At 63.0% G+C, this 23,766-nt stretch carries 22 protein-coding genes and 2 tRNA genes; 15 read left to right on the top strand and 9 right to left on the bottom strand.

Going from position 1 to position 23,766, the window contains the following annotated elements; translation table 11 throughout:
- Positions 1–64: 64 nt before the first annotated feature.
- Entirely contained in the window at positions 65–1,276 is a 1,212-nt protein-coding gene (locus tag BLU04_RS11505; protein ID WP_093288633.1) for a bifunctional 3,4-dihydroxy-2-butanone-4-phosphate synthase/GTP cyclohydrolase II, read from the bottom strand.
- A gap of 116 nt (positions 1,277–1,392) precedes the next feature.
- Positions 1,393–4,158, bottom strand: coding sequence for an alanine--tRNA ligase (alaS, locus tag BLU04_RS11500; protein WP_093286060.1), 2,766 nt, complete (start codon positions 4,156–4,158; stop codon positions 1,393–1,395).
- Between the two features lie 114 nt (positions 4,159–4,272).
- Here alaS and BLU04_RS11495 point away from each other — a divergent pair, with 114 nt between their 5' ends.
- Both BLU04_RS11495 and BLU04_RS11490 read left to right on the top strand, forming a co-directional pair.
- The gene (locus BLU04_RS11495; RefSeq protein ID WP_093286057.1) at positions 4,273–4,935 is read left to right on the top strand and encodes a hypothetical protein; all 663 of its coding nucleotides are present in this window, start codon (positions 4,273–4,275) and stop codon (positions 4,933–4,935) included.
- On the top strand, positions 4,932–5,786 hold the full coding sequence (locus BLU04_RS11490) for a hypothetical protein (RefSeq protein WP_093286055.1): 855 nt from the start codon (positions 4,932–4,934) through the stop codon (positions 5,784–5,786). The genes BLU04_RS11495 and BLU04_RS11490 overlap by 4 nt, the downstream gene beginning before the upstream one ends.
- A 326-nt stretch (positions 5,787–6,112) precedes the next feature.
- Here BLU04_RS11490 and BLU04_RS16565 read toward each other — a convergent pair whose 3' ends face one another.
- Positions 6,113–6,274, bottom strand: a complete 162-nt coding sequence (locus tag BLU04_RS16565) for a hypothetical protein (RefSeq protein ID WP_157895310.1) — start codon at positions 6,272–6,274, stop codon at positions 6,113–6,115.
- A gap of 303 nt (positions 6,275–6,577) precedes the next feature.
- Between BLU04_RS16565 and acnA the strand changes: the two genes are divergently transcribed.
- From acnA to BLU04_RS11470, 4 genes are all read left to right on the top strand, one after another.
- Entirely contained in the window at positions 6,578–9,298 is a 2,721-nt protein-coding gene (acnA, locus tag BLU04_RS11485) for an aconitate hydratase AcnA (protein ID WP_093286052.1), read from the top strand.
- A gap of 61 nt (positions 9,299–9,359) precedes the next feature.
- Positions 9,360–9,764: a hypothetical protein gene (locus BLU04_RS11480; RefSeq protein ID WP_093286050.1), complete on the top strand. Its 405-nt coding sequence runs from the start codon at positions 9,360–9,362 to the stop codon at positions 9,762–9,764.
- 34 nt (positions 9,765–9,798) lie between these two features.
- A complete protein-coding gene (locus BLU04_RS11475) occupies positions 9,799–10,161 on the top strand; it encodes a DMT family protein (RefSeq protein WP_093286047.1) in 363 nt (120 codons plus the stop codon).
- Positions 10,162–10,695: 534 nt separating this feature from the next.
- Positions 10,696–12,003, top strand: coding sequence for a site-specific integrase (locus BLU04_RS11470; protein WP_157895309.1), 1,308 nt, complete (start codon positions 10,696–10,698; stop codon positions 12,001–12,003).
- 417 nt (positions 12,004–12,420) lie between these two features.
- Here the strand turns inward: BLU04_RS11470 and BLU04_RS11465 are convergent, their stop codons facing one another.
- On the bottom strand, positions 12,421–12,627 hold the full coding sequence (locus BLU04_RS11465; RefSeq protein ID WP_093286043.1) for a hypothetical protein: 207 nt from the start codon (positions 12,625–12,627) through the stop codon (positions 12,421–12,423).
- Positions 12,628–12,701: 74 nt separating this feature from the next.
- Here BLU04_RS11465 and BLU04_RS11460 point away from each other — a divergent pair, with 74 nt between their 5' ends.
- The gene (locus BLU04_RS11460) at positions 12,702–13,181 is read left to right on the top strand and encodes a hypothetical protein (protein WP_093286041.1); all 480 of its coding nucleotides are present in this window, start codon (positions 12,702–12,704) and stop codon (positions 13,179–13,181) included.
- Between the two features lie 106 nt (positions 13,182–13,287).
- Here the strand turns inward: BLU04_RS11460 and BLU04_RS16560 are convergent, their stop codons facing one another.
- The gene (locus BLU04_RS16560) at positions 13,288–13,635 is read right to left on the bottom strand and encodes a hypothetical protein (RefSeq protein WP_157895308.1); all 348 of its coding nucleotides are present in this window, start codon (positions 13,633–13,635) and stop codon (positions 13,288–13,290) included.
- A gap of 516 nt (positions 13,636–14,151) precedes the next feature.
- On the opposite strand from BLU04_RS16560, the gene BLU04_RS16555 reads away from it, so the two are divergent.
- The 5 genes from BLU04_RS16555 to BLU04_RS11430 all read left to right on the top strand — a co-directional run bounded on the left by BLU04_RS16555 (position 14,152) and on the right by BLU04_RS11430 (position 19,714).
- Positions 14,152–14,382, top strand: a complete 231-nt coding sequence (locus BLU04_RS16555) for a hypothetical protein (RefSeq protein WP_157895307.1) — start codon at positions 14,152–14,154, stop codon at positions 14,380–14,382.
- Positions 14,382–16,052: a hypothetical protein gene (locus BLU04_RS11450; protein ID WP_093286035.1), complete on the top strand. Its 1,671-nt coding sequence runs from the start codon at positions 14,382–14,384 to the stop codon at positions 16,050–16,052. Before BLU04_RS16555 ends, BLU04_RS11450 begins: the two co-directional genes overlap by 1 nt.
- 193 nt (positions 16,053–16,245) lie before the next feature.
- Positions 16,246–17,208, top strand: coding sequence for a hypothetical protein (locus tag BLU04_RS11440; protein WP_093286030.1), 963 nt, complete (start codon positions 16,246–16,248; stop codon positions 17,206–17,208).
- 330 nt (positions 17,209–17,538) lie between these two features.
- Positions 17,539–19,242 (top strand): hypothetical protein, encoded by a 1,704-nt coding sequence (locus BLU04_RS11435; RefSeq protein WP_157895306.1) that lies wholly within the window; start codon positions 17,539–17,541, stop codon positions 19,240–19,242.
- 193 nt (positions 19,243–19,435) lie between these two features.
- On the top strand, positions 19,436–19,714 hold the full coding sequence (locus BLU04_RS11430) for a hypothetical protein (RefSeq protein WP_157895305.1): 279 nt from the start codon (positions 19,436–19,438) through the stop codon (positions 19,712–19,714).
- A 132-nt stretch (positions 19,715–19,846) separates the two neighbouring features.
- On the opposite strand, the gene BLU04_RS11425 is transcribed toward BLU04_RS11430, so the two are convergent.
- Positions 19,847–20,365, bottom strand: coding sequence for a hypothetical protein (locus BLU04_RS11425; protein WP_093286023.1), 519 nt, complete (start codon positions 20,363–20,365; stop codon positions 19,847–19,849).
- A 95-nt stretch (positions 20,366–20,460) separates the two neighbouring features.
- On the opposite strand from BLU04_RS11425, the gene BLU04_RS11420 reads away from it, so the two are divergent.
- Complete coding sequence (locus BLU04_RS11420; RefSeq protein WP_093286020.1) at positions 20,461–20,688, top strand: helix-turn-helix transcriptional regulator; 228 nt, start codon at positions 20,461–20,463, stop codon at positions 20,686–20,688.
- Positions 20,689–20,757: 69 nt separating this feature from the next.
- Here BLU04_RS11420 and BLU04_RS11415 read toward each other — a convergent pair whose 3' ends face one another.
- Both BLU04_RS11415 and BLU04_RS16550 read right to left on the bottom strand, forming a co-directional pair.
- Positions 20,758–21,369: a hypothetical protein gene (locus tag BLU04_RS11415; RefSeq protein ID WP_157895304.1), complete on the bottom strand. Its 612-nt coding sequence runs from the start codon at positions 21,367–21,369 to the stop codon at positions 20,758–20,760.
- Positions 21,370–21,587: 218 nt separating this feature from the next.
- Complete coding sequence (locus tag BLU04_RS16550; RefSeq protein WP_157895303.1) at positions 21,588–21,845, bottom strand: hypothetical protein; 258 nt, start codon at positions 21,843–21,845, stop codon at positions 21,588–21,590.
- Between the two features lie 264 nt (positions 21,846–22,109).
- Here BLU04_RS16550 and BLU04_RS11410 point away from each other — a divergent pair.
- Both BLU04_RS11410 and BLU04_RS11405 read left to right on the top strand, forming a co-directional pair.
- Positions 22,110–22,184, top strand: a tRNA-Thr gene (locus tag BLU04_RS11410).
- Positions 22,185–22,198: 14 nt separating this feature from the next.
- A tRNA-Ala gene (locus BLU04_RS11405) sits at positions 22,199–22,274 on the top strand.
- Positions 22,275–22,377: 103 nt separating this feature from the next.
- Here the strand turns inward: BLU04_RS11405 and BLU04_RS11400 are convergent.
- On the bottom strand, positions 22,378–23,730 hold the full coding sequence (locus tag BLU04_RS11400) for an ATP-binding protein (RefSeq protein WP_093286015.1): 1,353 nt from the start codon (positions 23,728–23,730) through the stop codon (positions 22,378–22,380).
- Positions 23,731–23,766 lie beyond the last annotated feature (36 nt).

The following is a 23,766-nucleotide window of genomic DNA, read 5'->3' as shown; positions in this document are numbered from 1 at the left end:
TCTCCCCGGAAGAGGTTGGTGAATAATACCTACCCGCTTCGTCCAAGGGACGAAAGGAGCGCCGCTAGAGGATATGGCCCATCTTCACCCGCTTCGTCTCGAGGTACCGCTTGTTGTGCGGATTCGGGACAACGCGGATCGGGACCTGCTCGACAACCTCGAGGCCGTACCCGGCGAGGCCGACGATCTTCTTCGGATTGTTCGTCATGAGGCGGAGCTGCCGGATGCCGAGCTCGAAGAGGATCTGCGCGCCGAGGCCGTACTCCCGGAGGTCGCTGCCGTAGCCGAGCTTCAGGTTCGCCTGGACGGTGTCGAGACCCTGCTCCTGCAGCTTGTAGGCGTGGATCTTCGCCGCGAGGCCGATACCGCGCCCTTCCTGGCGCATGTAGAGGAGGACGCCACGCCCTTCCTTGTCGATCCGCCGCAGCGCGTCGTGGAGCTGCGGGCCGCAATCGCAGCGGCAGGACCCCAGGACGTCGCCGGTCAGGCACTCGCTATGGACGCGGACGAGGACCGGCTCGCGGCCCGTGATCTCGCCCCGGACGAGGGCCATGTGGTTCTGCCCGTCGACGACGGAGCGGTAGAGGTAGAGGTCGAAGTCGCCGTATTCGGTCGGCAGCTTGATCTTCTCGACGAATTCGATGAGGCGCTCGCTCCGGCGGCGGTACTCGATGAGGGAGCGGATCGAGCAGATCTTCAGCCCGTGCTTCTTCTTGAACTTCAGGAGCTGGGGGAGGCGGGCCATCGTCCCGTCCTCGTTCATGATCTCGCAGATCACGGCGGAGGGATCGAGGCCGGCCATCCGGACGAGGTCGACCGAGGCCTCGGTATGGCCCGCCCGCTGGAGGACGCCGCCCGGCTTCGCCTGGAGCGGGAAGACGTGGCCCGGCTGGACGAGATCGAGTGGGTTCGCCTTCGCGTCGGAAAGGATCCGGATCGCCCGGGCCCGGTCGGCGGCGCTGATCCCGGTGGTCACCCCCTTGGCGGCGTCGACGGAGACGGTGAAGTCGGTCCGCAGGCTCTCCCGGTTGTCGAGGACCATCCGGGGGAGGCCGAGCTGGGTGGCGCGCTCCGGGGTGATCGGCGCGCAGACGAGGCCCCGCGCGTGGCGGATCATGAAGTTGACCGAGGCCGTCGTCGCCTTCGAGGCGGCGAGGACGAGGTCCCCCTCATTCTCCCGGGAGGCGTCGTCGGTCACGATCACCATCTTCCCCTTGCGGAGATCGGCGAGGATCGCGGGGATCGAGTCGCAGCAGCCCTCCCCGGCCTTCGCCATCGCCTTGGCTTTCTTCGGCTTGGAAGGGACAGGCTTCCTGATCGTCTTCGCTGCGGTCTTTTTCCGGGAAACGGGCATGGGAATGAGGGGCGTTGGCGGTGCGCAGGGAGTCCGGCCTAGAACAGCTGGGCGGCCCGCTGGAGGGCCTGGGGGATCTTCTCCGGATTTTCGCCGGAGCCGCGGGCGAAGCCGGGCTTGCCGCCCCCCTTGCCGTTCACGATCGGGGCGATTTCCTGGAGAATGGAGGAGGCGTTGAGAGCTCCCTTCAGCGCATCGGCCACGGAGACGGCCAGCGTCACCCGGCCCTGGCTCTGCGAGGCGAGGACGGCGACGCCCTGCCAATCCTTCTTCAGCGCGTCGACGAGGTGGACGAGGAAATCGGGATGGCGCTCGCCGCAATCCTCGATGATCGTCTGGACCGCGTTCCGTTCCGTCACCTTCTGGAGCAGGGCCTGGGCCGTCTCGGCGGCCTCGGACTGGAGGCGGGCGGTGAAGTTCGCCGCCGCTTCCTTCTCCCACTGCCGGACCTCGCGGTCGAGGATCGCGAGCTGCTGCTGGCGGTTGAGGAGCTGGTGCCAGTTGGCGCGGGGGACCTCCTCCTCGACGTATTCGGCGAGGGGCTCGATGTCGGCCTTCTTCAGGCGGAGGGCCTGCCACCGCTCGTCCTGCTTCGGGAGCTCGTGGCGGACGTGGTCGGTCAGCGCCCAGCCCGCGACGGCCTCGATCCGACGGACCCCGGCGGCGATGCCGCTCTCCATGATCACCTTCACGAAGCCGATCTGGGAGGTCGATTGGACGTGGGTCCCGCCGCACAACTCCTTCGAGTAATCGCCGATCGAGACGACGCGGACCGTCTCGCCGTACTTGTCGCTGAAGAACTGGAGGATCGAGGGGTCGCCCTTCACCTCGGCGTAGGGACGCTCCTCGGTGAGGATCGCGGCGTCGGCCTCGACCTTCTCGACGATCTTGCGCTGGATCTCCATGAGCTGCTCGTCGGTGACGGGCTGCGGATGGGAGAAGTCGAAGCGGAAGCGGTCGGGCGTGACGAGGGAGCCCTTCTGCGCAACGCCGTCGCCCAGGACCTCGCGGAGGGCCCAGTGGAGGAGGTGGGTCGCCGAGTGGTGGGCGCTGATCCGGTAGCGGCGGACGGGATCGACCCGAAGGCCGACCGACGTCCCCACCTCAAGGCCCTCGACAGGCTGCGCCGCATCGCCGAGGGCGAGTTTGTGGAGGAAGATCCCCTCCCCGATCTTCGTCGTCCCCTCGACGGCGACGGGACGGTCCCCGAGATAGAGCTCGCCCGCGTCGCCGACCTGGCCGCCCATCTCGGCGTAGAACGGGGACTGGTCGACGACGACGGCGGCACCGTCGACGTGGAGGACCTTCGCCACCGTCTCGAGCGTGTCGTAGCCGAGGAAGGCGGTCGGGGGGAGGTCGAGGCCCGCCGCCTCGACCGAGATGATTTCCCGCTTCTGCGCCGCCTGGGAGCGGGACCGCTGCTCCGCCATCAGCGCCTCGAAGCCCGCCTCGTCGAGACCGAGGCCCCGTTCCCGGGCCATGAGCTGGGTAAGGTCGAGGGGGAAGCCGTAGGTGTCGTAGAGCTTGAAGGCGTCGGCGCCGGAGATCGCCTTTTCGGGCGAGTTCGCCGCCGTCGAGACGATCTCGTCGAAGAGGAGGAGGCCGCGGTCGAGGGTCTTGGAGAAGCTCTCCTCCTCGGCGCGGATCGTCCGGGCGATCGCCTCCTGCTCCCGATCGACGGAGGAGAAGACGCCGCCCATCGTCTGCGCCACGACGGGGACGAGCTCATGGAGGAACGGCTTGTGGAAGCCGAGGACCCGCCCGTAGCGGACGGCCCGGCGGAGGATGCGGCGGAGGACGTAGCCGCGCCCCTCGTTGCTCGGCGCGATGCCGTCGCCGATGGCGAAGGTCAGCGTGCGGAGGTGGTCGGCGATGACGCGGAAGGCGACGTCGATCTTCTCCGCCTCGGTGTCGCCCGTCGACCCGGCGGCGGGCAGGGTCGAGCCGTAACGCTTGCCCGACCGCTTCTCGATCTCGGAGAAGTAGGGGCGGAAGACGTCGGTCTCGTAGTTCGAGATCTTCTTCGGGTCGAACGTCTTGAAGCCGTTCGTGCACTGGATCACCGAGGCGATCCGCTCGAAGCCCATGCCGGTGTCGACGTGCTTCGCCGGGAGCGGGATGAAGGTGCCGTCGGGATTCGCGTTGTATTGGATGAAGACGAGGTTCCAGATCTCGATGCAGCGGGAGTCGCCCTTGTTCACGAGGGAGCCGGCGGTGTTCCCCGCCGGGGTGAGGTCGACGTGGATCTCGGAGCAGGGACCGCAGGGGCCGGTCTCGCCCATCATCCAGAAATTGTCCTTCTTGTTCCCGTAGACGATGTGGACCAGGGGATCGAGGCCGTGCTGGGAGAAGATCGCGCTCCAGAGGTCGTAGGAGAGCTTGTCGAACTCGGCCGGATCGCCGTCCTGCGGCTTGTAGACCGTGGCGTAGATCCGGTTCGCCGGGAGGTGCCAGCGGCCGACGAGGAGCTCCCACGCCCAGGCGATCGCCTCGGCCTTGAAGTATTCGCCGAACGACCAGTTCCCGAGCATCTCGAAGAACGTGTGATGGTACGTGTCGAGGCCGACGTCCTCGAGATCGTTGTGCTTCCCGCCCGCGCGGATGCACTTCTGCGTGTCGGCGGCCCGGGGCGGCGTGTAGGGACAGTTCGCCTTCCCGAGGAAGATCGGGACGAACTGGTTCATCCCCGCGTTCGTGAACAGCAGGTTCGGCGAATCGGGAAGGAGGCTGGAGGAGGCAACGATGGAGTGTTCCTTTTCCCGGAAGAATTCGAGGAAACTATCGCGAAGCTGGGCGGACGTCATGGGAGGGAAAACCGTAGAGGCTGGCGTCGAATTAGACAAGTTCGGCGTTCAGCCCCGAAAACCAAATTAAAGTCTGGCGTTCGACGCGCCTCGCGGGAAGAATCGGCCCCCGTCATGGAACAACGGTCACCCGACGATACCCCAGAGCCGAGAGCGGCCTTCCCGAGTTCCGAAAGCCCCCTCTCCATCGGCACCGTCTTCCCGAAGGCCCTGGAGCGGTTCCAGCAGAACCTCGTCCCCCTCTGCCTCGCCGTCATCGTCTTCATGATCGCCGGCCTCGTCGCCTCGCTGCTGAACCTCATTCCCGTCCTCGGCTTCTTCCTCTTCCAGTTCATCCAGGCCTTCCTCCTCCTCGGCCTCTGGAAGGTCGTCCTGGCCGCCATCGACGGGGAGGCCGTCTCCGTCGGCCAGCTGCTCAGCCAAAGCCGGTTCTGGTTCAAGGGCGGCCTCGCCAACCTCGCCTTCATCTTCACCGCCGGGGCGTTCAGCCTCCTTCTCTTCATCCCCGGCCTCCTGATCGTCGCCCTCTTCGGCCTCTGGTTCCCCCTCGTCGTCGACCGCGGCCTGCCTCCCTTCGCCGCCCTCGGGGAATCGTATGCCCTCGTGAAGCCCCGGCTCCTCACCTGGTTCCTCCTCGTCCTCATCGTCTGCGGGCTCTGCTTCCTCGGCATTCTCTGCCTCCTCGTCGGCGTCATCCCGGCGAGCGCCCTCGGCATGGTCCTCCTCGGGACCGCCTATCGCCAAGTCTCACCCCGGACCGGAGCCCCCCTCTCATGACCGCCACGAAGAGCAATCCCTTCTTCAAATTCTTCGCGGCCGCCTGCGTCATCTGGCTCCTCGTCATCGGGGTCGTGGTCGCCCTGTTCTTCGGCCTCGGCGGGCGTCCCCGGGACTTCTTCCTTCCGTTCCTCGATAGACAGGGCGGCACCCCCGCCGCCTCCCTCTCGGACCGGCTCTCCTCCATCGCCTACCAGCCGCTCGCCAATGCCCTCTCCAAGATGGACCCCAACCTCGTCCTGGAGCCCATTCCCGGCAAGCCCGGCACCTTCAAGCTGACCGACAAGGCGAGCGGCCAAAGCACCGTCCTCGACCTCGCCGCCCTCCGCCAGCTCGCCCAAGGCGGCGGCGATTCGGCCTCCCTTGCCAAGCTCCTCCAACCGCAGGGGACGACCGATTCAACGACCGCATCGACGCCGACGCCCGCGACACCCGCCGCCGATCCGGCAACGGTCCCTGCCGTCCCCACCGCGCCTCCGGCTGAAGCGCCCGCCGACTCCGCCGCTCCCGCCGCCACGCCGATTCCCCTCCTCCCCGATTGGTTCCCGAAGCCGGAGGGGAGCAAGCTCGCCATGCACGTCCCCACGGGCGAAGGCGGCACGACGGGAGGCTCCTTCCTCCTCACCACGTCCCAGGCGACGAACGACGTGGCGAAGTTCTATGAGGATAAATTGAAGGCGGTCGGGAGCTACGCCGTCGAACGGAGAGACCTTCCTTCCGACGGGGGGACCCCCGCCGGGAGCACGATCAGCGCGACCCAGGCCGATGCGCCGAACCGCGTCATCCAGATGACGATTACCCGCGATGGCGAGACGACGCAGATCGCGGGGATTTATAGCAGCGGGCCTTGAGGGAAGCGGGAAGAGAGCGGTGAAGCTCCTTCACGCGCGGATTACATCCACCTGGACAGGGACATGTACCCCGTCCCGAAGGGCACTCCCAACCACTTCGCGAACCCTCTCGATCCTCACCTCCCGTCGGGCGCAATCGATACGCTCCGTCGCGTGGGGCTCAGTCCTCCGCCGGGGAGACTCTCAACCGGGAGAGCTCCTCGGAGGCAGGGCGGGCGGCGCCGCAGGGGAGACATGGCTGCCGGGGATTCAGGTGGAACCCCGGCGGCCAGATCGTCTCCGCCCGGCGGGCGGCGGGATCTTGGAGAGTTTTTGGGAAGAGGGGGCTAGGCCCCGGCCTCGCTCAACCAATCGGTTTCGCGGAGGAACTGGCGGACTTTGCGCCGCTCGTAGCGGTGCTGCTGGGGCTTTTCACTGCGTCCCTCCACACCGCGGAGGGGGTTCTTCGACTTGGGACTCGACTCACTGAGCAGGACTGATGTTTTCATGCTTGGAACGATCTCCTTTCAATTTCGATAGAAGCCTGAACCGTGCCAACGGAACCAAAAAAAATCGCCCGAGATTTCAACCCCGATTCGGGACTGGAAAAAAGGACGAGGTGAGCGGCAGCGGCCTGTCGGCCGCCTTTGGAACCGTCGTGTGGAACACGGCTCATAACCGAATGCGCACCGTACGCCGAATCGTAACAAAAGGCAATCGAAAGCAATCGGGGATTGCCAAAAAAACCGTTCTCTCAGTAAACTGCAACCTTACCGCATTTTCACCGCCCAACCGCTTAAAAACAATACGACATGAGCTCCCTCCACAACCTGTTCGAGACCCTCAAGACCCTTCCCCTTCCCTCCGGCGGCACGGGCCATTACTACTCCCTCCCGGCGCTCGAAAAGGCCGGCGTCGCTCCTGTCAGCAAGCTCCCCGTCAGCATCCGCATCGTCCTCGAATCGGTCCTCCGCAACTTCGACGGGAAGCGCGTCAGCGAGAATGACGTCCGCGTCCTCTCGAACTGGAACGCGAAGTCCCCCGTGCTGGAGGAAATCCCCTTCGTCGTCGCCCGCGTCGTCCTCCAGGACTTCACCGGCGTCCCCCTCCTCGTCGACCTCGCCGCGATGCGCACCGCCGTCGCGAAGCTGAAGCGCGAGCCGAAGCTCATCGAGCCCCTCGTCCCCGTCGACCTCGTCGTCGACCACTCCGTCCAGGTCGACTACGCCGGGACTGCCACCTCCTTCACCCAGAACCTCCAGATCGAGTTCATCCGCAACCGCGAACGCTACGAGTTCCTGAAGTGGGGCCAGCAGGCCTTCGAGACCTTCAAGGTCGTCCCCCCCGGCATCGGCATCGTCCACCAGGTGAACCTTGAATACCTCGCCAAGGGCGTCTTCACCGGCAAGGGCCCGGGCAACGAGACCCTCCTCTATCCCGACACCCTCGTCGGCACCGATTCCCACACCACGATGATCAACGGCATCGGCATCGTCGGCTGGGGCGTCGGCGGCATCGAGGCCGAGGCGGGCATGCTCGGCCAGCCCGTCTACTTCCTCACCCCCGAGGTCGTCGGCGTCCACATGACCGGCGCGCTCCGCGAAGGCGTCACCGCGACCGACCTCGCCCTCCACGTCACCGAGATGCTCCGCAAGTTCAAGGTCGTCGGGAAGTTCGTCGAGTTCTACGGCCCCGGTGCCGTCTCCCTCCCCCTCACCGACCGCGCCACCATCGCCAACATGGCCCCCGAATACGGCGCGACGATGGGCTACTTCCCCATCGACGCCGAGTCGGTCAACTACCTCCGCGCCACCGGCCGCACCGACGAGCAGGTGAAGCTCTTCGAGGACTACTACAAGGCCCAGGGCCTCTTCGGCATCCCGACGAAGGCCGACGGCATCGTCTACACCTCCGACCTGGAGCTGAACCTCGCCGACGTCTCCCCGAGCGTCGCCGGGCCGAAGCGCCCGCAGGACCGCATCTCCCTCCCGAAGCTGAAGGAGACCTTCACCACCTCCTTCTCGAAGCCCGTCCCCGAAAACGGCTTCGGCAAGAAGGCCGAGGACCTCGCCTTCCGCGCCGACGTCAACTTCAACGGCAAGGACGCGAAGGTCGGCAACGGCAGCGTCCTCATCGCCGCCATCACCAGCTGCACGAACACCAGCAACCCCTCCGTCATGATCGCGGCGGGCCTCCTGGCGAAGAAAGCCGTCGAGAAGGGCCTCACCGTCAATCCCGCGGTGAAGACCTCCCTCGCCCCCGGCTCCCGCATCGTCACCGACTACTTCAACAAGGCGGGCCTCACCCCCTACCTCGACCAGCTCGGCTTCCAGACCGTCGGTTACGGCTGCACCACCTGCATCGGCAACTCCGGCCCGCTCGACCCCGCCATCGAGGATTCGATCGTGAAGAACGACCTCGTCGCCGCCTCGGTCCTCTCCGGGAACCGGAACTTCGAGGCCCGCGTCCACCAGAACATCCGCGCGAACTTCCTCATGTCGCCCCCCCTCGTCGTCGCCTTCGCGCTGGCGGGCCGCGTCGACATCAACATGGACACCGATCCGATCGGGACCGGCAAGGACGGCCAGCCCGTCTTCCTGAAGGACCTCTGGCCGACCCTCGGCGAGATCCGGGACCTCATGCAGAGCTCGATCCATCCCGAGTCGTTCCGCTCCCTCTACAAGGACTTCGCCTCGCAGAACCCCGCCTGGAACGAGATCCCCGGCAGCATCGGCGAGACCTACGCCTGGAACGAGAAGAGCACCTACATCCAGGAGCCCCCCTTCTTCACCGACTTCGGCCTCGAAGCCGGGACGATCACCGACATCATCGGCGCCCGCCCTCTCGGCATCTTCGGCGACTCGGTGACCACCGACCACATCTCCCCCGCCGGCAACATCAAGAAGAGCTCCCCCGCCGGGAAATACCTCCTCGACAACGGCGTCGCCCAGGAAGACTTCAACAGCTACGGCGCCCGCCGCGGCAACGACCGCGTCATGACCCGCGGCACCTTCGCCAACGTCCGGATCAAGAACCTCATGGTCCCCGGCACCGAAGGCGGCGTCACGAAGCACCAGCCCGACGGCGAGACCCTCGCCATCTACGACGCCTCGATCAAATACCAGGCCGCCGGCACCCCCCTCGTCATCATCGCGGGGCAGGAATACGGCACCGGCAGCTCCCGCGACTGGGCGGCGAAGGGAACCCGCCTCCTCGGCGTCAAGGCCGTCATCACCGAGAGCTTCGAGCGCATCCACCGCTCGAACCTCGTCGGCATGGGCGTCCTTCCCCTCAACTTCGAGGAAGGGACCAACGCGAAGACCCTCGGCCTCGACGGCACCGAGGTCTACTCCATCAAGGGCCTCAGCAACGACGTGAAGCCCCGCCAGAAGCTCACCCTCGAGATCACCCGCGCCAGCGGCAAGGTCGACGTCGTCCCCGTCATCTGCCGGATCGACACCGCCATCGAGGTCGATTACTTCCAGCACGGCGGCATCCTCCCCTACGTCCTCCGCCAGATCATCAAGCGGTAATTCGCTGCCATCGCCCTGGCGCGGAGTGGACAAACCCTCCGCGCCAGTCGATCCTATCCCCATGAACGTTCCCCTCCTTCGGATTCTTCCCCTGACTCTGCTGGGACTCCTGGGCGTCGCCCTCCCCCTCACCGTCCACGCCGCCGGGACCAGCGTCGCCTTCCTCGAGGACGCCGAGCCCTTCTTCAAGAACGACCCCGCCCTCCTCGACTACGTCAAGCGGACCCTCGATTACGAGCCGATCGGCTGGTCGAAAGACCCGAGCCGTTCCTTCAACAACCCCGTCGGGGAGCGCGTCCTCCCCTACGGCTTCCGCGCCAAGCCGAAAGGCGTCCCCGGCAACTACACCGTCCTCCTCCTCATCGAGCAGAACAGCACCGGCGACGGCATCATCCTGACCATCAGCCCGCTCCGTCCCCACAAGGACGCGCCTCCGGCCCCGGCGCCCGCTCCCGCCCAGCCTTGATTCCCACCCCCTCCGACCGGGTCACACGCCAGTCATGCCCAGCCCCCTCTTCCTCAAGGTCACCCTCCTGCTGACCCTCTCGAACATCGTCATGTGCTTCGCGTGGTACGGCCACCTGAAGTACCTCCACGGCTGGCGGCTCCTCCCCGTCATCCTCATCTCCTGGGGCATCGCCCTCCTCGAATACAGCCTCGCCGTCCCCGCGAACCGCTACGGCTCCGCCGCCTACTCCGGCTTCCAGCTGAAGATCCTCCAGGAAGTCATCACCCTCACCGTCTTCATCGGCTTCGCCAAAGTCGTCCTCGGCGAGACCCCCCGCTGGAACCACCTCGCCAGCTTCCTCTGCCTCATCGCCGCCGCTTGGTTCGCCTTCGGGATCAAGGAGAGCGTCAAGTAAGCGGCGGGCGCGTTTCCACACATCCCCAGTCCTCGCCTCGCCTCAGGCTCTTGCCGGAGGCCTACTCTGAGCCACAAACGAGGTTTAAGTTTAATATTGTCTTACGCCAGAATTTGTTTCACAATTTGTACGCTTTGCAGACACGTAAACAGAAAAAGGACTTCGTCCTCCGGGCCCGCGTCACCCGGCAAATGAAAGACGCTTGGAACCATCTCGTCATTGAGAGCGGTGAGAGTGAAGCCTTCCACCTCCGCGAGGCCGTCCGGGAGTACCTGGAAAAGGTCACGAAAAAATAGCCCTCTTTCAGGGGGGCTTTTTCCCACATTTTCCGGGATTTCTGCTTGCCTCGCGCGGCATCCCGCGTACACTGTCCACCCCTTCCCCGTTTCGGAGAAGGGCAAGGTAACGCCACTTTAGCTCAGGGGTAGAGCAACGCTTTCGTAAGCCGGGGCTCCAAGAGAATATCACTCTTATAATCAACAGGTTAGGTTTTACTAACTTGTACTGTTGCCAAGTTGTTGCCATGATTTAGGGATGGCAAAAGGCAAAGTGGCGAGGGTGACGGTTCGCGGAGAACTTCGGTGGTGCCTCGATCTCGGCAAGATTCAAGACCCGGACGGCGTGTTTCGCCGTCAGCGGTTATTTTTCCCAACGAGGCCCCTTGCCGAGGCCGAACGGGATTCCCGCAAGGAACTCGCCCAAAAAGACGCGGAGGCGTCGAAGGAACTCCCTCAGTCTGTTGTTAAAGATGCCCTCGCCGCATGGCGACTCCTTGGCCCTTATGGGAGGACTCTAACCGAAGCCGCCACCTTCTTACTGGCGAACGCAAGGGTCAAGCACCCCGGCACTACCGTTCTTCAAGCGGTCGAGATCTACCTAGACCGCTTCCCCGAGGTTCAGAGGAAAACGACGTACTATATGACAATTCGGGCGCGGCTCCTGCGTCTGTCGGATCAGACGAAGATCGAACACGTCCGCGCCCTTGCCTCCTATAAGGCAAAGAAGGCCAAGGGCGAGAAGCCCGCTCCGATACCTCCCCTCCCCGTTCCTTTCGCCGAGGAGTTCGGCACATTCCCTCTTGCCGAGGCTGTCTTGAAACGGGACGCCGTTAAGACGTGGCTGGAGAAGAACTACAAGCACCCCCTAACCCGCAATCTCGTCAAGGACCAGTTGAGGACTGCCTTCCGCTGGTGGCAGAAGGAGGGGTACGTGTCGAAAGAGACGGAGAACGTCTTTGCCGTTCTGGAAAGAGCCGAGGTTCCCAAAAAGTCGGTGGGAGTCTTCAAGCCGGAAGCCCTCCGCAAGCTAATCGAAACGGCAGCTTACGGGGTCGAGAACGAGGGGACGGGCGAGGTGAAAAGCTGGCCGGAACTCGTCCCATGGCTGTGCATCGGTGCCTTCTCCGGGGTGCGGCGGGAGGAGTTGGAACAACTCACCGCCGACCAAGTGCGGATGCCGGAACTCATCCATGTTCCTGTTGAGATTGCGAAGATGGGCGAGGGCCGGGACATCCCAATCAATGACACCCTCAAGGCGTGGCTGCTCGCCTTTCCCCTTCTCCCCGGCCAGAGGCTTTGGCCGACCAATGGACGGAAGAAGCTCGACGCACTGCGCCTCGCGGCTGGGGTCGAGTGGGTAGACAACGGGCTCCGCCATTCTTTCGGGAGCTACCGGTACGCCAGCGTCAAAAACAAGGAGCAAGTGGCGCAGGAGATGCGCCATGAGGACGTAGCAACGTTTGAGAAATTCTATTGCAACCGGGGGATAACCGAAGCCGCCGCGAAAGAATATTGGGCCATCCTGCCGCCCAAGATGGCTCCCATTTTGGCCCTTACCGCATAATTTTTTACCCTCCGCAACTCGTTAAGCGGACAAGGACTTGCGAGCTTTTAGGCCCTAGCACAACAAGAAACAAGCAAAAAGGCATTGCCTTTTTTGCCAAAATCAATCAGATTACGCACATCACCGGCGCTCCGGCAGCCCATAAGGGCAGGAGTCCAACCGGTGGGGCACAGTCTCCCCCCGTCCAACGGATTTGTGGGTTGCCGCGAAAGCGGTGGAGGTGACCGAGGGTGAAACCCTCGGCAATGTGGCTGCGGTCGCCCTGTAAAGGGAGCGAGAGCGGCGAGCCCTAGACCCTGTCAACACAGGGCTAGTCGACTCGCTGCTATGGCCCCACCGATTCACGAGACGGATTGCTCCCGCCTCTCAAAAGCGCATCTTGCGCCCCCTCCCCCTTCAGGGACGGAATACAACCGCCTAAACGTCGCGCACTCCGGGCTCCGTCGCCTCTACTGCCGCGAGACGATTGTTAACTACTGCTTCGACCACAAATCGAAACGGTTCGACGAAGGCACGCACCACAAATGGTTGGTCGCCGCCGTCGGCGGCGGAAAAGGAAGCACAGCCCTCTACAGCGAAGAGGCCGTCAACCGCTTTATCGACAGGCTCGAGCGAGAGGGTCATCTGCTTCCGGGTCTTCCGGCGGACGAACGTTTCAAGTCCAAAGCCCGCGCCCTGCGCCAGAGCGAAAGGGCTTCATGATCGCTGCTCTTCTAGATCAGTATCGTCCGGGAATCGTCGCGCCGGTGTCCCGCGTCTTCGCGGATTCCCGGCTCGCTGAGGCCGTCGTCGCGGACCTCGCCGCCGACCTCGAGGCAGCCCTCGAAGCAGCCGTGGAGGAGTACCGCAAAGACGAAGCCAAGGCGGCTAAGAAAGCGGCGGAACGCTTCATCGCCCGCCTCGAGGAACCGCAGGGAGTGAGGACAATCCTACGAGCCGCCGAACACGTCGCCGACGCGAAACGGACGCGCAAACCGCGTGTGGCGTCACCATCGACGGCGGCGACTAATTCCCCCCTCATCGCCGAGGTCGCCGTCGCCCAAGAGCCGGAGGTCGTTGCCGCGCCCGTCGTCGAGGCCGCGCCGGTCCTTTTGGCCGAGGTCGCCGAGGTCGTCGCCCCGGTCGTCACGGAACAACCTAAGAAGAGCGGGTGGCTCGGTCTTGGAGCCAGCCGATGAGAAAGTTCAAATGCGAGGGCTTCCGCGCCCACATCGACGCGGAGGACTATTCGGATGCGGCCTCAACCTTCGCCGCACTAGCTGTCGCTCGACACGGTCGGAACAGCTACCACCTCGGCGTACGGTCGTGCGCTTGGGGGTGGCTTATTTCGGTCGTTATCCCCATTCGTGGTTCACGAGACTCACGGCTACGGGAGGTCTTTTTGAATATCGAAGAGGTGCTGCCTCGGAGGGCAAAGTAATGGCCTTCTTTCGGAACCAAGACCCCGGCGTCCGGCTCGACGACGGGGTCGTCGAACCATCCGGCGCGGACATCGAAAAAGTGCGTCTCGCGGCTCTCCGCGATGGCGAGAAAATCACCGGGGATGAGGCTCGCCGTCGCCTCCTTGATCGTCTCGCGGGGAACCCTCCGGTCGGCGCGGTCGTCGTCCCGGACGCGGCCTTGCACCCACATGGCGCTCCTGCCGCCGGGGAGGCCGAGCTAGGCCATGCCGACGCCCACAAGGCGGAGGCAGAGGGGGATGGGGGGACATCGTCCCCCTCTGAGGGGTCAAGGGGAGAGGCGAAGCCGTCCCCTGCCAGCGGAGGCGAAGCCGACGAGCGCCAGACCACAGCACCAGAGGTGCGGGGGGCTGAGCGCGTAGCTGGCTCAAATAATAACGCGGACTTAACCCCTGCGCCGATAATTCCGGACATCACCCCCGCCCATATCAAATACGCGGACATCCCCCCCGCGTCGGAAAATAAGGATCAGGCCCCCGCAAATAACAATGCGCCGGACTCCCCCGCGCCGGAAAAGCGGAAGCGGGGTCGTCCTCCGCTTACGGCGGAGGCGAAAGCAGCGCGGGCTGGCGTGCTTGCCGCCGCCCGTAAGGCCCGTGATAAGGGCCGCCAGCGGCACGCGCCGGAGGCAGAACGCTCGACTGTCGCGGTGACATTCCGTGTTCCTCGGGCTCTCGCCAAAGACATCATGAAGCTGCCGCCGCGCCAGCGGGCGGCAGTCGTTGCAGCGTGGTATTTCTGCGACATCGTCGGCCTCGACGCTGTCGCGCTGGTCGCGGCGGTTGGGGAAATTCGCCGCGTTGGGAACCTCCTGAATCAAAGCCTTGCCGCGCTGCACTCCGGGGCTGTAGCCCCGGAGTTGGTCGAGCGCGTCGAGGCACTTGTCGACTCGATCAACGCGACGAGGGGGAATAAATAATGACGACCCTCCCCCCGCTCCCGAAAATGATCGTGCGATGCTGGAAGGGCGGCGATGCCGCCCGGAACATCGCCTACATCCTTGGAAAAAAAGGGACCAAATGCGAGGCACGCGGCGACCTCAAGGGATATGGTCAGGTGACCCCGACGCCGGACGAGAATGTCCGTGCGTTCGCCGCTTTTCGGCCCGACATCAAGGGCCGGGAAGTTCGGCATGATGGGTTGTCCCTCGAACGCTGGGACGCTTATTCCCGCCGTCTCGATGCTTGGCGAGAAGCCGAGGCAACCGCCGTTGGCCCCGACCTCGACCTGTCCGACCTCGACCCCTTCACCCGCTCGGTCGTCGAACGGGTGGAGGGGATGACGACACAGGAAGAGTACAAGGCTTTGGCCGCCGACATCCTCGCGGAAAACGATCCGCTGTTAGCGGATCAGCTTGCGCCAAACTCTCCGTGGGTTGCCGGAACGCACCTTAATACGGAGGCCCATCACAGCCACCACGCCACGTCGAATTACGACCCGGAAACGGGCAAGTGCCTCGACATCCGCCCCGAGAAACTGAAGGGCCTTCAGCGTATGAAGTGGGCCGTGGGGGTCGAACCGGGGAAGGGTGATCCTGACCGAAACGACCTAACAATCGGAAAAGAGAAAGCCCCGAAATCGAAGGGGGCTGACATCAACGACGATGGAGCCACTGTCACGCAGACGCCAATGCCGGGACCAATCAGCCCGAACAGCGGCACCCATGCGGAGAAGGTCGCCGCCGTTCGGTCGGCGGCACTCTCTCGCCACGACGACGCCCTCGTCCGGCTCGCCGAGAAGATCGACGCCGAGGGCATCGATGCCCTCAAGGCGTCGGGTCGCCTGACGATCAAGGCGACGACGAAAGCCGGAGGCTTTCGTCTCAACCCGACCCTCACTGTTGACGGCGAGCGATTCCGTTTCGACCGGCTCCGGGCGAGCGGAATCCCCTCGCTCTCGACGCCGGAGGTCTTCATGACGCCGACCGCCGGGAAGCGCCGGAGTGGGAGCGGCGGCGACGGCGGCGCATCCGAATTACGCGGCGGCGCTGATCCCCTCATTGACGACGCCAAGCCCAAAATCCATGTCTTCGGCGTGCAGGGAGACCTGCCCCGCCGACACGATCCCGAGGCGCACCGGCTCGCAGAAAAAGCGCGTAAGGATGCCGACGCCCTGGCCGAAAAGGCCAAGGCGGAGAAGGCGAAGACCGACAAGGCGACGTCCACCTCGAAGGGGCCGATGCCGATGCCAACGCTGCCTCATGGAGAGGCCGCCGCGAAAGCACGCGCTCGCAAGGTCGCCGAAGAAGATGCCGCCGCCCGCAAGGCCAAGGCTGCGTTCAAGAAGGCGCAAAAACTCAAAGCGAAGTACCAGCTGGCGAAGATGCTCCTAGATGGCAACTCCGCGAACAGCGCCATTGAAACGGTTGCTAAAACCGTTTCAAAGCAGATTGCGATGAGCGCCGCGTTGTCCATCGGGTGCCGCTTCATCCCCGGCCTCGGGTGGGCCAAGACGGCGTTCGACCTTGCGTCATGGTTGAAGGGTTCGGACTTCGACGCGGGAGCCGCGACGGAGGTTGGCGACGATGGCAAACCGAAGGTGAAAAAGACGCCGAAGATCGATCTCGGCAACAAGGAGAAGGATCTATGAATAAGGATCAAGAATGGGACGCCCTCACGCCCGATCAGGCCGCCCAAGCCTACCCCCACCTCGAGGAGGAGATGGTGGTTTGCTTTGGCCTCGTCATGACGAGGGCGGAGGCCGAGGACGCCATTCGGCTTCGTCGGTTCGCTCAGGGGCTAGGACGCGGGATTCAAGCCCGAAGAGCAAAGAAAGGGACACTATGAGCTTAATCCCGATCATCGCTGCAACGCGGGAACTGACACTCCGGCGGAAGGAGGAGATCCATACCATTCAGTGGAATCGTGTCTGCGCCTTCGACAGCCTGCCTTATGTGCCGGAGGGTTACATTCCACATGCCCCGACGCTGCCTCCCTCTCGAGGAAACATCTTCCTCATAACGGTCAAAACGAAAGAGAAGAAGATAAAGGGAGTGATAGAGACAAGCACTAAGCCAACAGTCCGGGCTGTCAACGTCGCCCGGGCTGCCGAGGTCATCCTCCGGGCTGCGCTCTTGTCGTATGATCCTCCATCTAGGGGATGGTCGATCTACATCGAGGAAAGCGACGATCTCGTCTCCATCACCGACGAGGAGGTCTACCGGATTTGCGAAGAGGCAGCTTCCTTCTGGAGCGCTCAATGCACGGACGCCCCGGTGCCGATCCAGCCGCACAAGCTCGCAGCTGAGTTCATGAAAGTCATGGCCGCGAAGTCCTGGCCGAAGAAAAAGAACGATGTAGAGGGGGCGGCATGGCTCCCAGCTCGACTAGGGCATTGGCGGGAGTTGGAGGTCGCAAGATGGACTCATTCTCCTGTGGGTGCCTTTGTCCCGTCAAAAGCCTTGGTCAACCTCTGGCGCGAGGATCACCCCAACGACCTCCGCCCGGAGAAGGCTTTGGAACCCCTCATCTCGACCGCGATGGAATCGGCGTTCTCCGGGGTAAGAGACGTTCGCAAGGTCCGCACACGCTGGAATGGGGAGCAGTTGGTCGGCTGGACGGGCGTCCGGCTCCGGCGGCAAGGACGGGAATCGAGCCATCAGGCCGTGGGTTGGGCAGACGACGGAGAAGCAGACGACGAGATCCCGGGGCACATCGATGCGGTGGCGGTCGCCATCGCCGAGCCGGAAATGCACAGCTGTGCACACCCTGTGCAGACCCCCTCTGCACAGATCGAAGTTCGATAAACACAGGGCCGGAGGCGCTATTGCAGACCTCCGGCCAAAAACTAAAGAAAGAAAATTATGATGCTAAATTTTGACGATTACTGCGCTCGCATGAAGAGGCTGGGGACGTACAGGGACGAGGAAGACGCCGCTGAATTTTACATATCCGATTTTAATCGGGAGGCAGGCGAAGCCGCGTATTTTTTAAAGTACAAAGAATACAAACGCCAACAGGAAGAGGACAAGATTCAGGCTCGTGAGGCTTGGTTGAAACGGGAGGACGAGCGGAAGGCCAAAGAGTTGAAGGCTGCGCAAGAGTACAACAGTCCGAATGCGGTCTACCTTCGATTTTTGAGATCCGGCAAACGCGCCACCCAGTCGCTCTGGCTCATCGGCCTCCTCGTCTTCGGCTTCAGCGCCGGGACCGCCTCGGCGTCATGGAACGGTGACGGCTCCGGCGTCATCTCCGCCTCCGATGGCACCGACGAGGGCGTGGCACCGGACTCGCAGATCTTCCCCCAAGCCTTCTCGTCCCTCACGCCGTCGTTCAGCGCGATCCAGTCGTGGGCGACCCCCGGCGACATCACCTCGACGCAGGTTTCATCCTCGGTCTTCGTGTTGATCGCCAGCGCCCTCCATGACTTTTCGACCGGCGCAACCGGGACCATCGGCGGACGGTGCCGCACCTCGGTTTGGGTCTTGCTCGCCGCCGTCGCCTTGGCGTCGGGCGGCGTCACCGGCTCGAGGATCGCGTCCCATAAGGCTCCGCCGCAGGAGTGGATCTCTTGGACCGCGATGGTTGCGGGTGCCGTGATCCTCCTCTTTAGTAGCGGCCTCTGGCCGAGGGTCTTCCTCTCCTCCGTGGACAGCCTGACGGGGTACACGTCGGCCCCCTCTGGGGCGGGGTCGTCGGGTTCGACGACGCAAAGCGACACGCTCGATTTCTATTGCCAGACGAGGTCGGCCACCTTGGAGGCGACCGCCGAGGGAGGCGTTCGGACGAGCGCCGCCGTCGTCGGGGCGCTGCTCAAGATGGAGGGCACAGACGTTGACTCCGCCGCTCTCTTGGCTCGTTATCAGGGCGTCTTTGATCGGGCGTTTTCGCAAGTCTCCGTGGCGGCGTCCTCCTCTTCATCGTCCTCGTTCTCCCCCTCGGAATCGACTTCGACGCCGCAGGAAACAGCAAAAGCCGTCGCCACGGCGGCGCGGGCTGCGGCGTCCGATCCGAGTGCGATGCAGCAAGCCGCTGCAACGATCTACGGTCGGCTGTATGACTACGGTTTCAGCTCTGTCAGAGAGCAGGTTCGGAGCGACATCGATATGAAATCGGCGACGGGGAGCCTTGCACCGATGATCTACACCAGCGGGTACTTAGCTCCCGACGGCCCCGGCCAAAACATGGTCCTCGAGGTCTCACAGGCAATGCGCTGGCTGCCTCAGCCGTCGATGGGCAAAGAGAATAATCTCCTGCAAATCGCTCTAAACGGGACCCTTGGATATATCGTTGTGGGGGTCTGGATGATCCCACTTAGCTGTGCCTCCGGAGCAATCTGGTTGGCGTCGGCTGGCCTCTTCGGGTCGCCCGTCACGATCATCAAGGGCATCGTCGTCGTCGTCCTGAGTCAGACGGTGGCCGCTGTGCTGGCGGTCTATTTAGCGACCGCCGCGTTGAATAGTCTGACGGCAACGGCATCCACCGGAAGCACCTCGGTCTTCTCCCTCACGTCGTGGATTGCGGGGGTCGATCAATCGCTTTACATCTGGATTTTGGCGTTGACCTCGATTCCGACGGTCGCCGCCGTCCTCGTCACTGGCGGCCTCGCCCTCGGCGATTGGTATGCGGGAAAAGCCTCCGGGGCGGGCGGCACCTCGGGGCCGTCCACGGCGGGAAGCTGGCTGACTGGAGGTCACTCCGGCGGCGGCGGCTCCACGCCGTCGAGCGGGGCCGGAGAGCATGGCCGTCGCCATTCCGACGGCTCCACCACGGGGCAGACGACGCCCTCGGCGGGGTTCAATCCGCCCCCTCGGAATCCGGCCCGCCGCCAGACCGACTAACCCAATTTCCCATCCCACACGGTGCCGTCTGGCGCTGTGGCGCGGAGGGGCTGCGTGAGAAAAAAAGAAAGGAACAACTATGAAACTAACCGATAGTCAGATTCGGAAAAATTGTAAACGTGAGATCGTATACCTATCCCTCGCAGCCATAGGGATGGTCGCATGGGGCACCCTCTCCCACCATTGGGCGGTCATGGCCTTTGGGCCTTGGTTCGCGGCGGTCTTCATCGTGATCCAACAGCCTCTTTGGCAGCGGCTCCTGACGCCTCCCGAGGCGACCGGCGGGGACAATGGAGGCGACGGAGGCACCCCGCCGACGGCCCCGTCACCGGCCCCGTCGCACGGGGCGGCGATGGAGGTGCGGGCGGCGATCCTAGCCGACCATGCCTCGGCATCGAAGCCGAAGCGGAAGACCATCTGCGGGAAGCGAGTTTCGCTCTGGCCGACCTCGCTTGAGGTCGGGCGGAACTAAATCCGCTGACACACGCCCCCGGCCGAGTGGCCGGGGGTTTTTGTTTGGGTGATCGCGGGAGCCAGAGCCCGCGAAGCCCCGGTAAGCCACCCCCCGGTAGGGGAAAGAGGGTGGCGTTAGGGGCGGTCACACCTAGTGAACGGGATTACCGTTCGCATCGTAGTAGTTGGGAGGGGGTTGCACAATAGGGAGTCCGGCATTGCCGCCGTTTCCGCCGCTCGGTGGAGCAGCCGCACGGCCAAGGCCGAGGAATTTCAACAAGAAGCCGAAGCTGACACACACACCGATGATCAGGCCAAGGATAGCGGGCAGGATAAGCAAAATGGCGAGCGCGGATTTGGCAGAAAACATCCAGTCATTCGTTTTTTTTAACGCCCACCACAGCATCGTCAACGGCATCGCCGCCACAGCGATAATTGATATGACGGGTATAGTCCAAGCTGAGTCGGGAAGACGAGCAAGGCCAGAAAGGAAGGCTAAACCGAAGAAAGTGACGACAGTCACCAGATGCAATAGCACAGCCTTCACGAGGGTGATTGGCACCCACCCGTACTTCTCCCGTCCCACCTCCCGAAGATCCTTCACCAAGACCCATTCGACGTAGGTAAGGAAAATGAAGCCGCCAATGAACAAGCCGTTTAAAAGTTCCATGCGGCACTTGGACTACCTCCCGGCAGGTACCACGTCGAGTCAAAACAGAAGCACCTGCATCTGTTCTGAAATAAGGAAATGCTCAACCTGAACAGGTGTCCACGCCCGCCGAGCGACGCCAGCAAGCAACCAAATTTGGAAGGAACCTGAAAAGGCTCCGGGCCGGTGCGGGCCTGACGCAGGAGGGCCTAGCCGAACGAGCGGACATGTCCGCTGTCTACGTCCGGCAAGTGGAACTCGGGATGCGGTTGCCCTCGGTCGCCATCGCCAAGGCTTTGCGGAAGGGGCTGGGCGTGAGTTGGGACGACTTGATGTCGTTCTAGTTGGACGCCCTGGTCGGCCAAGCTCCCGGCGGCACCCTAAGTCAGCCAATCCTTTAGGAAACGCGATAGCTACTTGGCAGGGGCGTGAGGTGTTGCCGCAGGGGGAGGAACGATGGGCGGCACCGGCGTCGACTCATTAACATTCACCGTGACAGAGGACGGCAATGCGACCTCCTTGCATTGACAATCGACCTTTTTGTCTACGGCAGCGGCATGAGGGGACATCGAGGTAAATGCTCTGTATGCCGAACCTGTTCCCAAAGCGAAGAGCGCCCAAGCGACAAGCGTTAGGGTGACAACTGCGATGGTCCGATTTCTCCCATCTCTATTAAGGCGGACCTCATCGTCCATGCGTTGAGAAATATAGATTTTTCTGGTCCGGCCCTCCAATGACTCTTCGTAGTTCTCCCCCTTGGCCTTCGCCTCCTTGATCGCATTTTCGCCTTTGGCCATCTCCTCCTTTGCCCAGTCGGCATGAGCCATGGCGTAAGTGTACTTGCCCTGTGCCCAATACGTTCCCCCTAGGCCAACAACAGCTAAGAATGCAGCAGATACGTACAGGGTAAGGGCCGTTCCAAGATCAGGAAGGGGAACGCCATCGAGAGACTTGCTGCCACAAAAGGCCAGAAGCGCGACAGCCCCACCTCCGCTGAGGAGGAACATCAGCTTTAAGGTTTCCACCCCGGCTTGCAGGGTGTGCTTGAAAGACTCCACCCGCATTGGGCTAGGGGGGAAAGGCTGGTTAGGAGAGGTAGACACGCCTTTTTGTAGCCCGCTTCGCGTGCGAAGACCAGCCGCTTTGCCATTTGGAATGATCGCCGCCACCAGCGGCGGCGAAGGCCCCGGTAAGCCACTCCCCGTTAGGGAAGGAGAGTGGCGTGAGGGACGGTCAACCCTGACTACCGTAGATGGGCGGTATAAGAAGGCTTCAAAAATTGATTTAAGCCATCATAAACAGCTTTAGCCTGATCGCTTTCATAAATGTATGGTTTTTCCCATGATGCGATCTTGATCCATATCATGTCCTTCCGTCCAATCGATGAATCGGCGGGGATGAAGGTAATGCTATTGATTGCGTCCACACGAATCATCAAGGGACCATTGCCCTCGTCACGAATTAACTCAATGAACTCCGTTTTGGGAAAATTATCACTCATTGCCCTTTTGTAGCCTATCCCGACCACAATACCAGTGGCATTCCTATTTCCGTTAGGTTTGCCTCGCGGAGTTCATCTCAAACCGCATTTTTGAATTGCATGCCCCCTGCCCCTTGAATACGCTCTTCGTCCCACCTTAAAAAAGTGGGGGTTAGACTTGTGAAGGTGATCGAAACGACGAGTTGGTTTGTTGCCAAGTTGTTGCCAAGAAAAACCTAAAACAAGTTCAAACAAGAAGGTGCAAGAACGTTGGTAATCAACGATGCCGCTTTAGCTCAGGGGTAGAGCAACGCTTTCGTAAAGCGTGGGTCGTCGGTTCAAATCCGACAAGTGGCTCCACCTTATTTTGCTTTGGGGATATAGCTCAGTTGGTAGAGCGTCTCGTTCGCAATGAGAAGGTCAGGGGTTCGAACCCCCTTATCTCCACCAAGCAAAAATCAAGGGAGGATTCTCCTCCCCTTCCCTCTTTTCGTCCCAGTCCGCCCTCCAGGCATGGTCGTGCCTTGAAAGGGAGCTAATCCCGGGAGGGGAATTAAGCCGTCGGCGGCTGCAGGGGCGAGATCGGAGAGACGGGGCTCAACGGGGAAATCGGCGAAACGGGAGAGAGCGGCGCAAGCGGGGCGACCGCTGAGACCGCCGCGATCGGGGCCACCGGGGCGGCGACCGGCTCGCCGTAGGTCTTCACCAACGGCGTCTCGGACGGAACGGCGAGGGCCTTCCCTTCCGGGATCGGCTGGACGGGAACCTGGATGTAGAAGGTCGTCCCGACGTTCGTCTCGGTCTCGAAGAAGATCTTCCCCTTGTGGGCTTCGACCACGTTCTTCACGATCGCCATGCCGAGGCCGGTGCCGTTCTTCTTGCCATGGGTCACGAACGGCTCGAAGAGACGGGCGCGGATCTGCTCCGGGATGCCGGGGCCGTTGTCGGCGATCCGGATCTGGGCCATGCCGTCGAATTCGCCCGTCACCACCTGGATCACCACCCCGGGCTTCCCCTTGAGAGCGTCGAGGGCGTTGTTCACGATGTTCTGGACCGTCCGCATCAGCTTGTGGCGGTCGGCCTCGATGAAGACCGAGGCGGAGTGGAAGGTGATCGGGATCTGTTTGTCGCGGAAGAGGTCCTTGTTGAGGAACTGGAATTCCTCGATCAGCTCGTGGAGGTCGACGACGTCCATCGTCAGCTTCGAGGTGCCGCGGGAGAACTCGAGGAGTTCCTCGGCCATCACCGCGACGCGGTTGATCTGGAGGCCGATCATCCGGCAGATGTCCTTCGTCGCGTCGTCGCCGTGCATCTCGAGCAGGAGCTCCGAGCCGAGCTGGACCGACTGGAAGGGGCCGCGGATGTCGTGGATGATCGTGTTCGCCATCTCGCCGATGAGGGACATCTTTTCCTTGCGGACGATGTCGTTCATGTACTTTGAGTTCGACTGGCGGAGGCGGTCGAAGATCGGCTGGATGAAGTTGACGACCGTCTGCCCGGAGGCGACGGCGAGGGTGTTCATCAGGAGCTCGCCGGGGATGCGGGCCAGACGGACGCCACCCGCGCCGCTCGCCTGCGCCCCGGCGCTGCGCGGGGCCTGGTCGAAGACGCCCATCTCACCGAAGGCCGCATCGGGCGACATCGTGGCCAGGGTCCGCATGGAGCCGTCGGCACCGGCCTTCACGATGTTGATTTCGCCGTCGAGGACGAGGTAGACGCCGTCGGGCGCGTCACCCTCGCTGAAAAGGAGCTGGCTCGGAGCGAGGTCGATGATGTCCGCTTCTTTACGGAGAAGGTCGATGGCCTCCTGCGGGAATCCCTTGAAAAAACGATGTTCGCCGATCTCCATGAAGCTCCGACGGTAGAGGAACCCGAGGGAGAATGTCCAGAGTAGGTTAAGCGGCATCCCAAGAATGGCCGCCCTGGGTTTTTTGAGCCGCCC

This window comes from Verrucomicrobium sp. GAS474, assembly GCF_900105685.1.
In the GTDB taxonomy this organism is placed as follows: Bacteria; Verrucomicrobiota; Verrucomicrobiia; order Methylacidiphilales; family GAS474; genus GAS474.
This window is presented reverse-complemented; position numbering and strand designations above follow the sequence as displayed.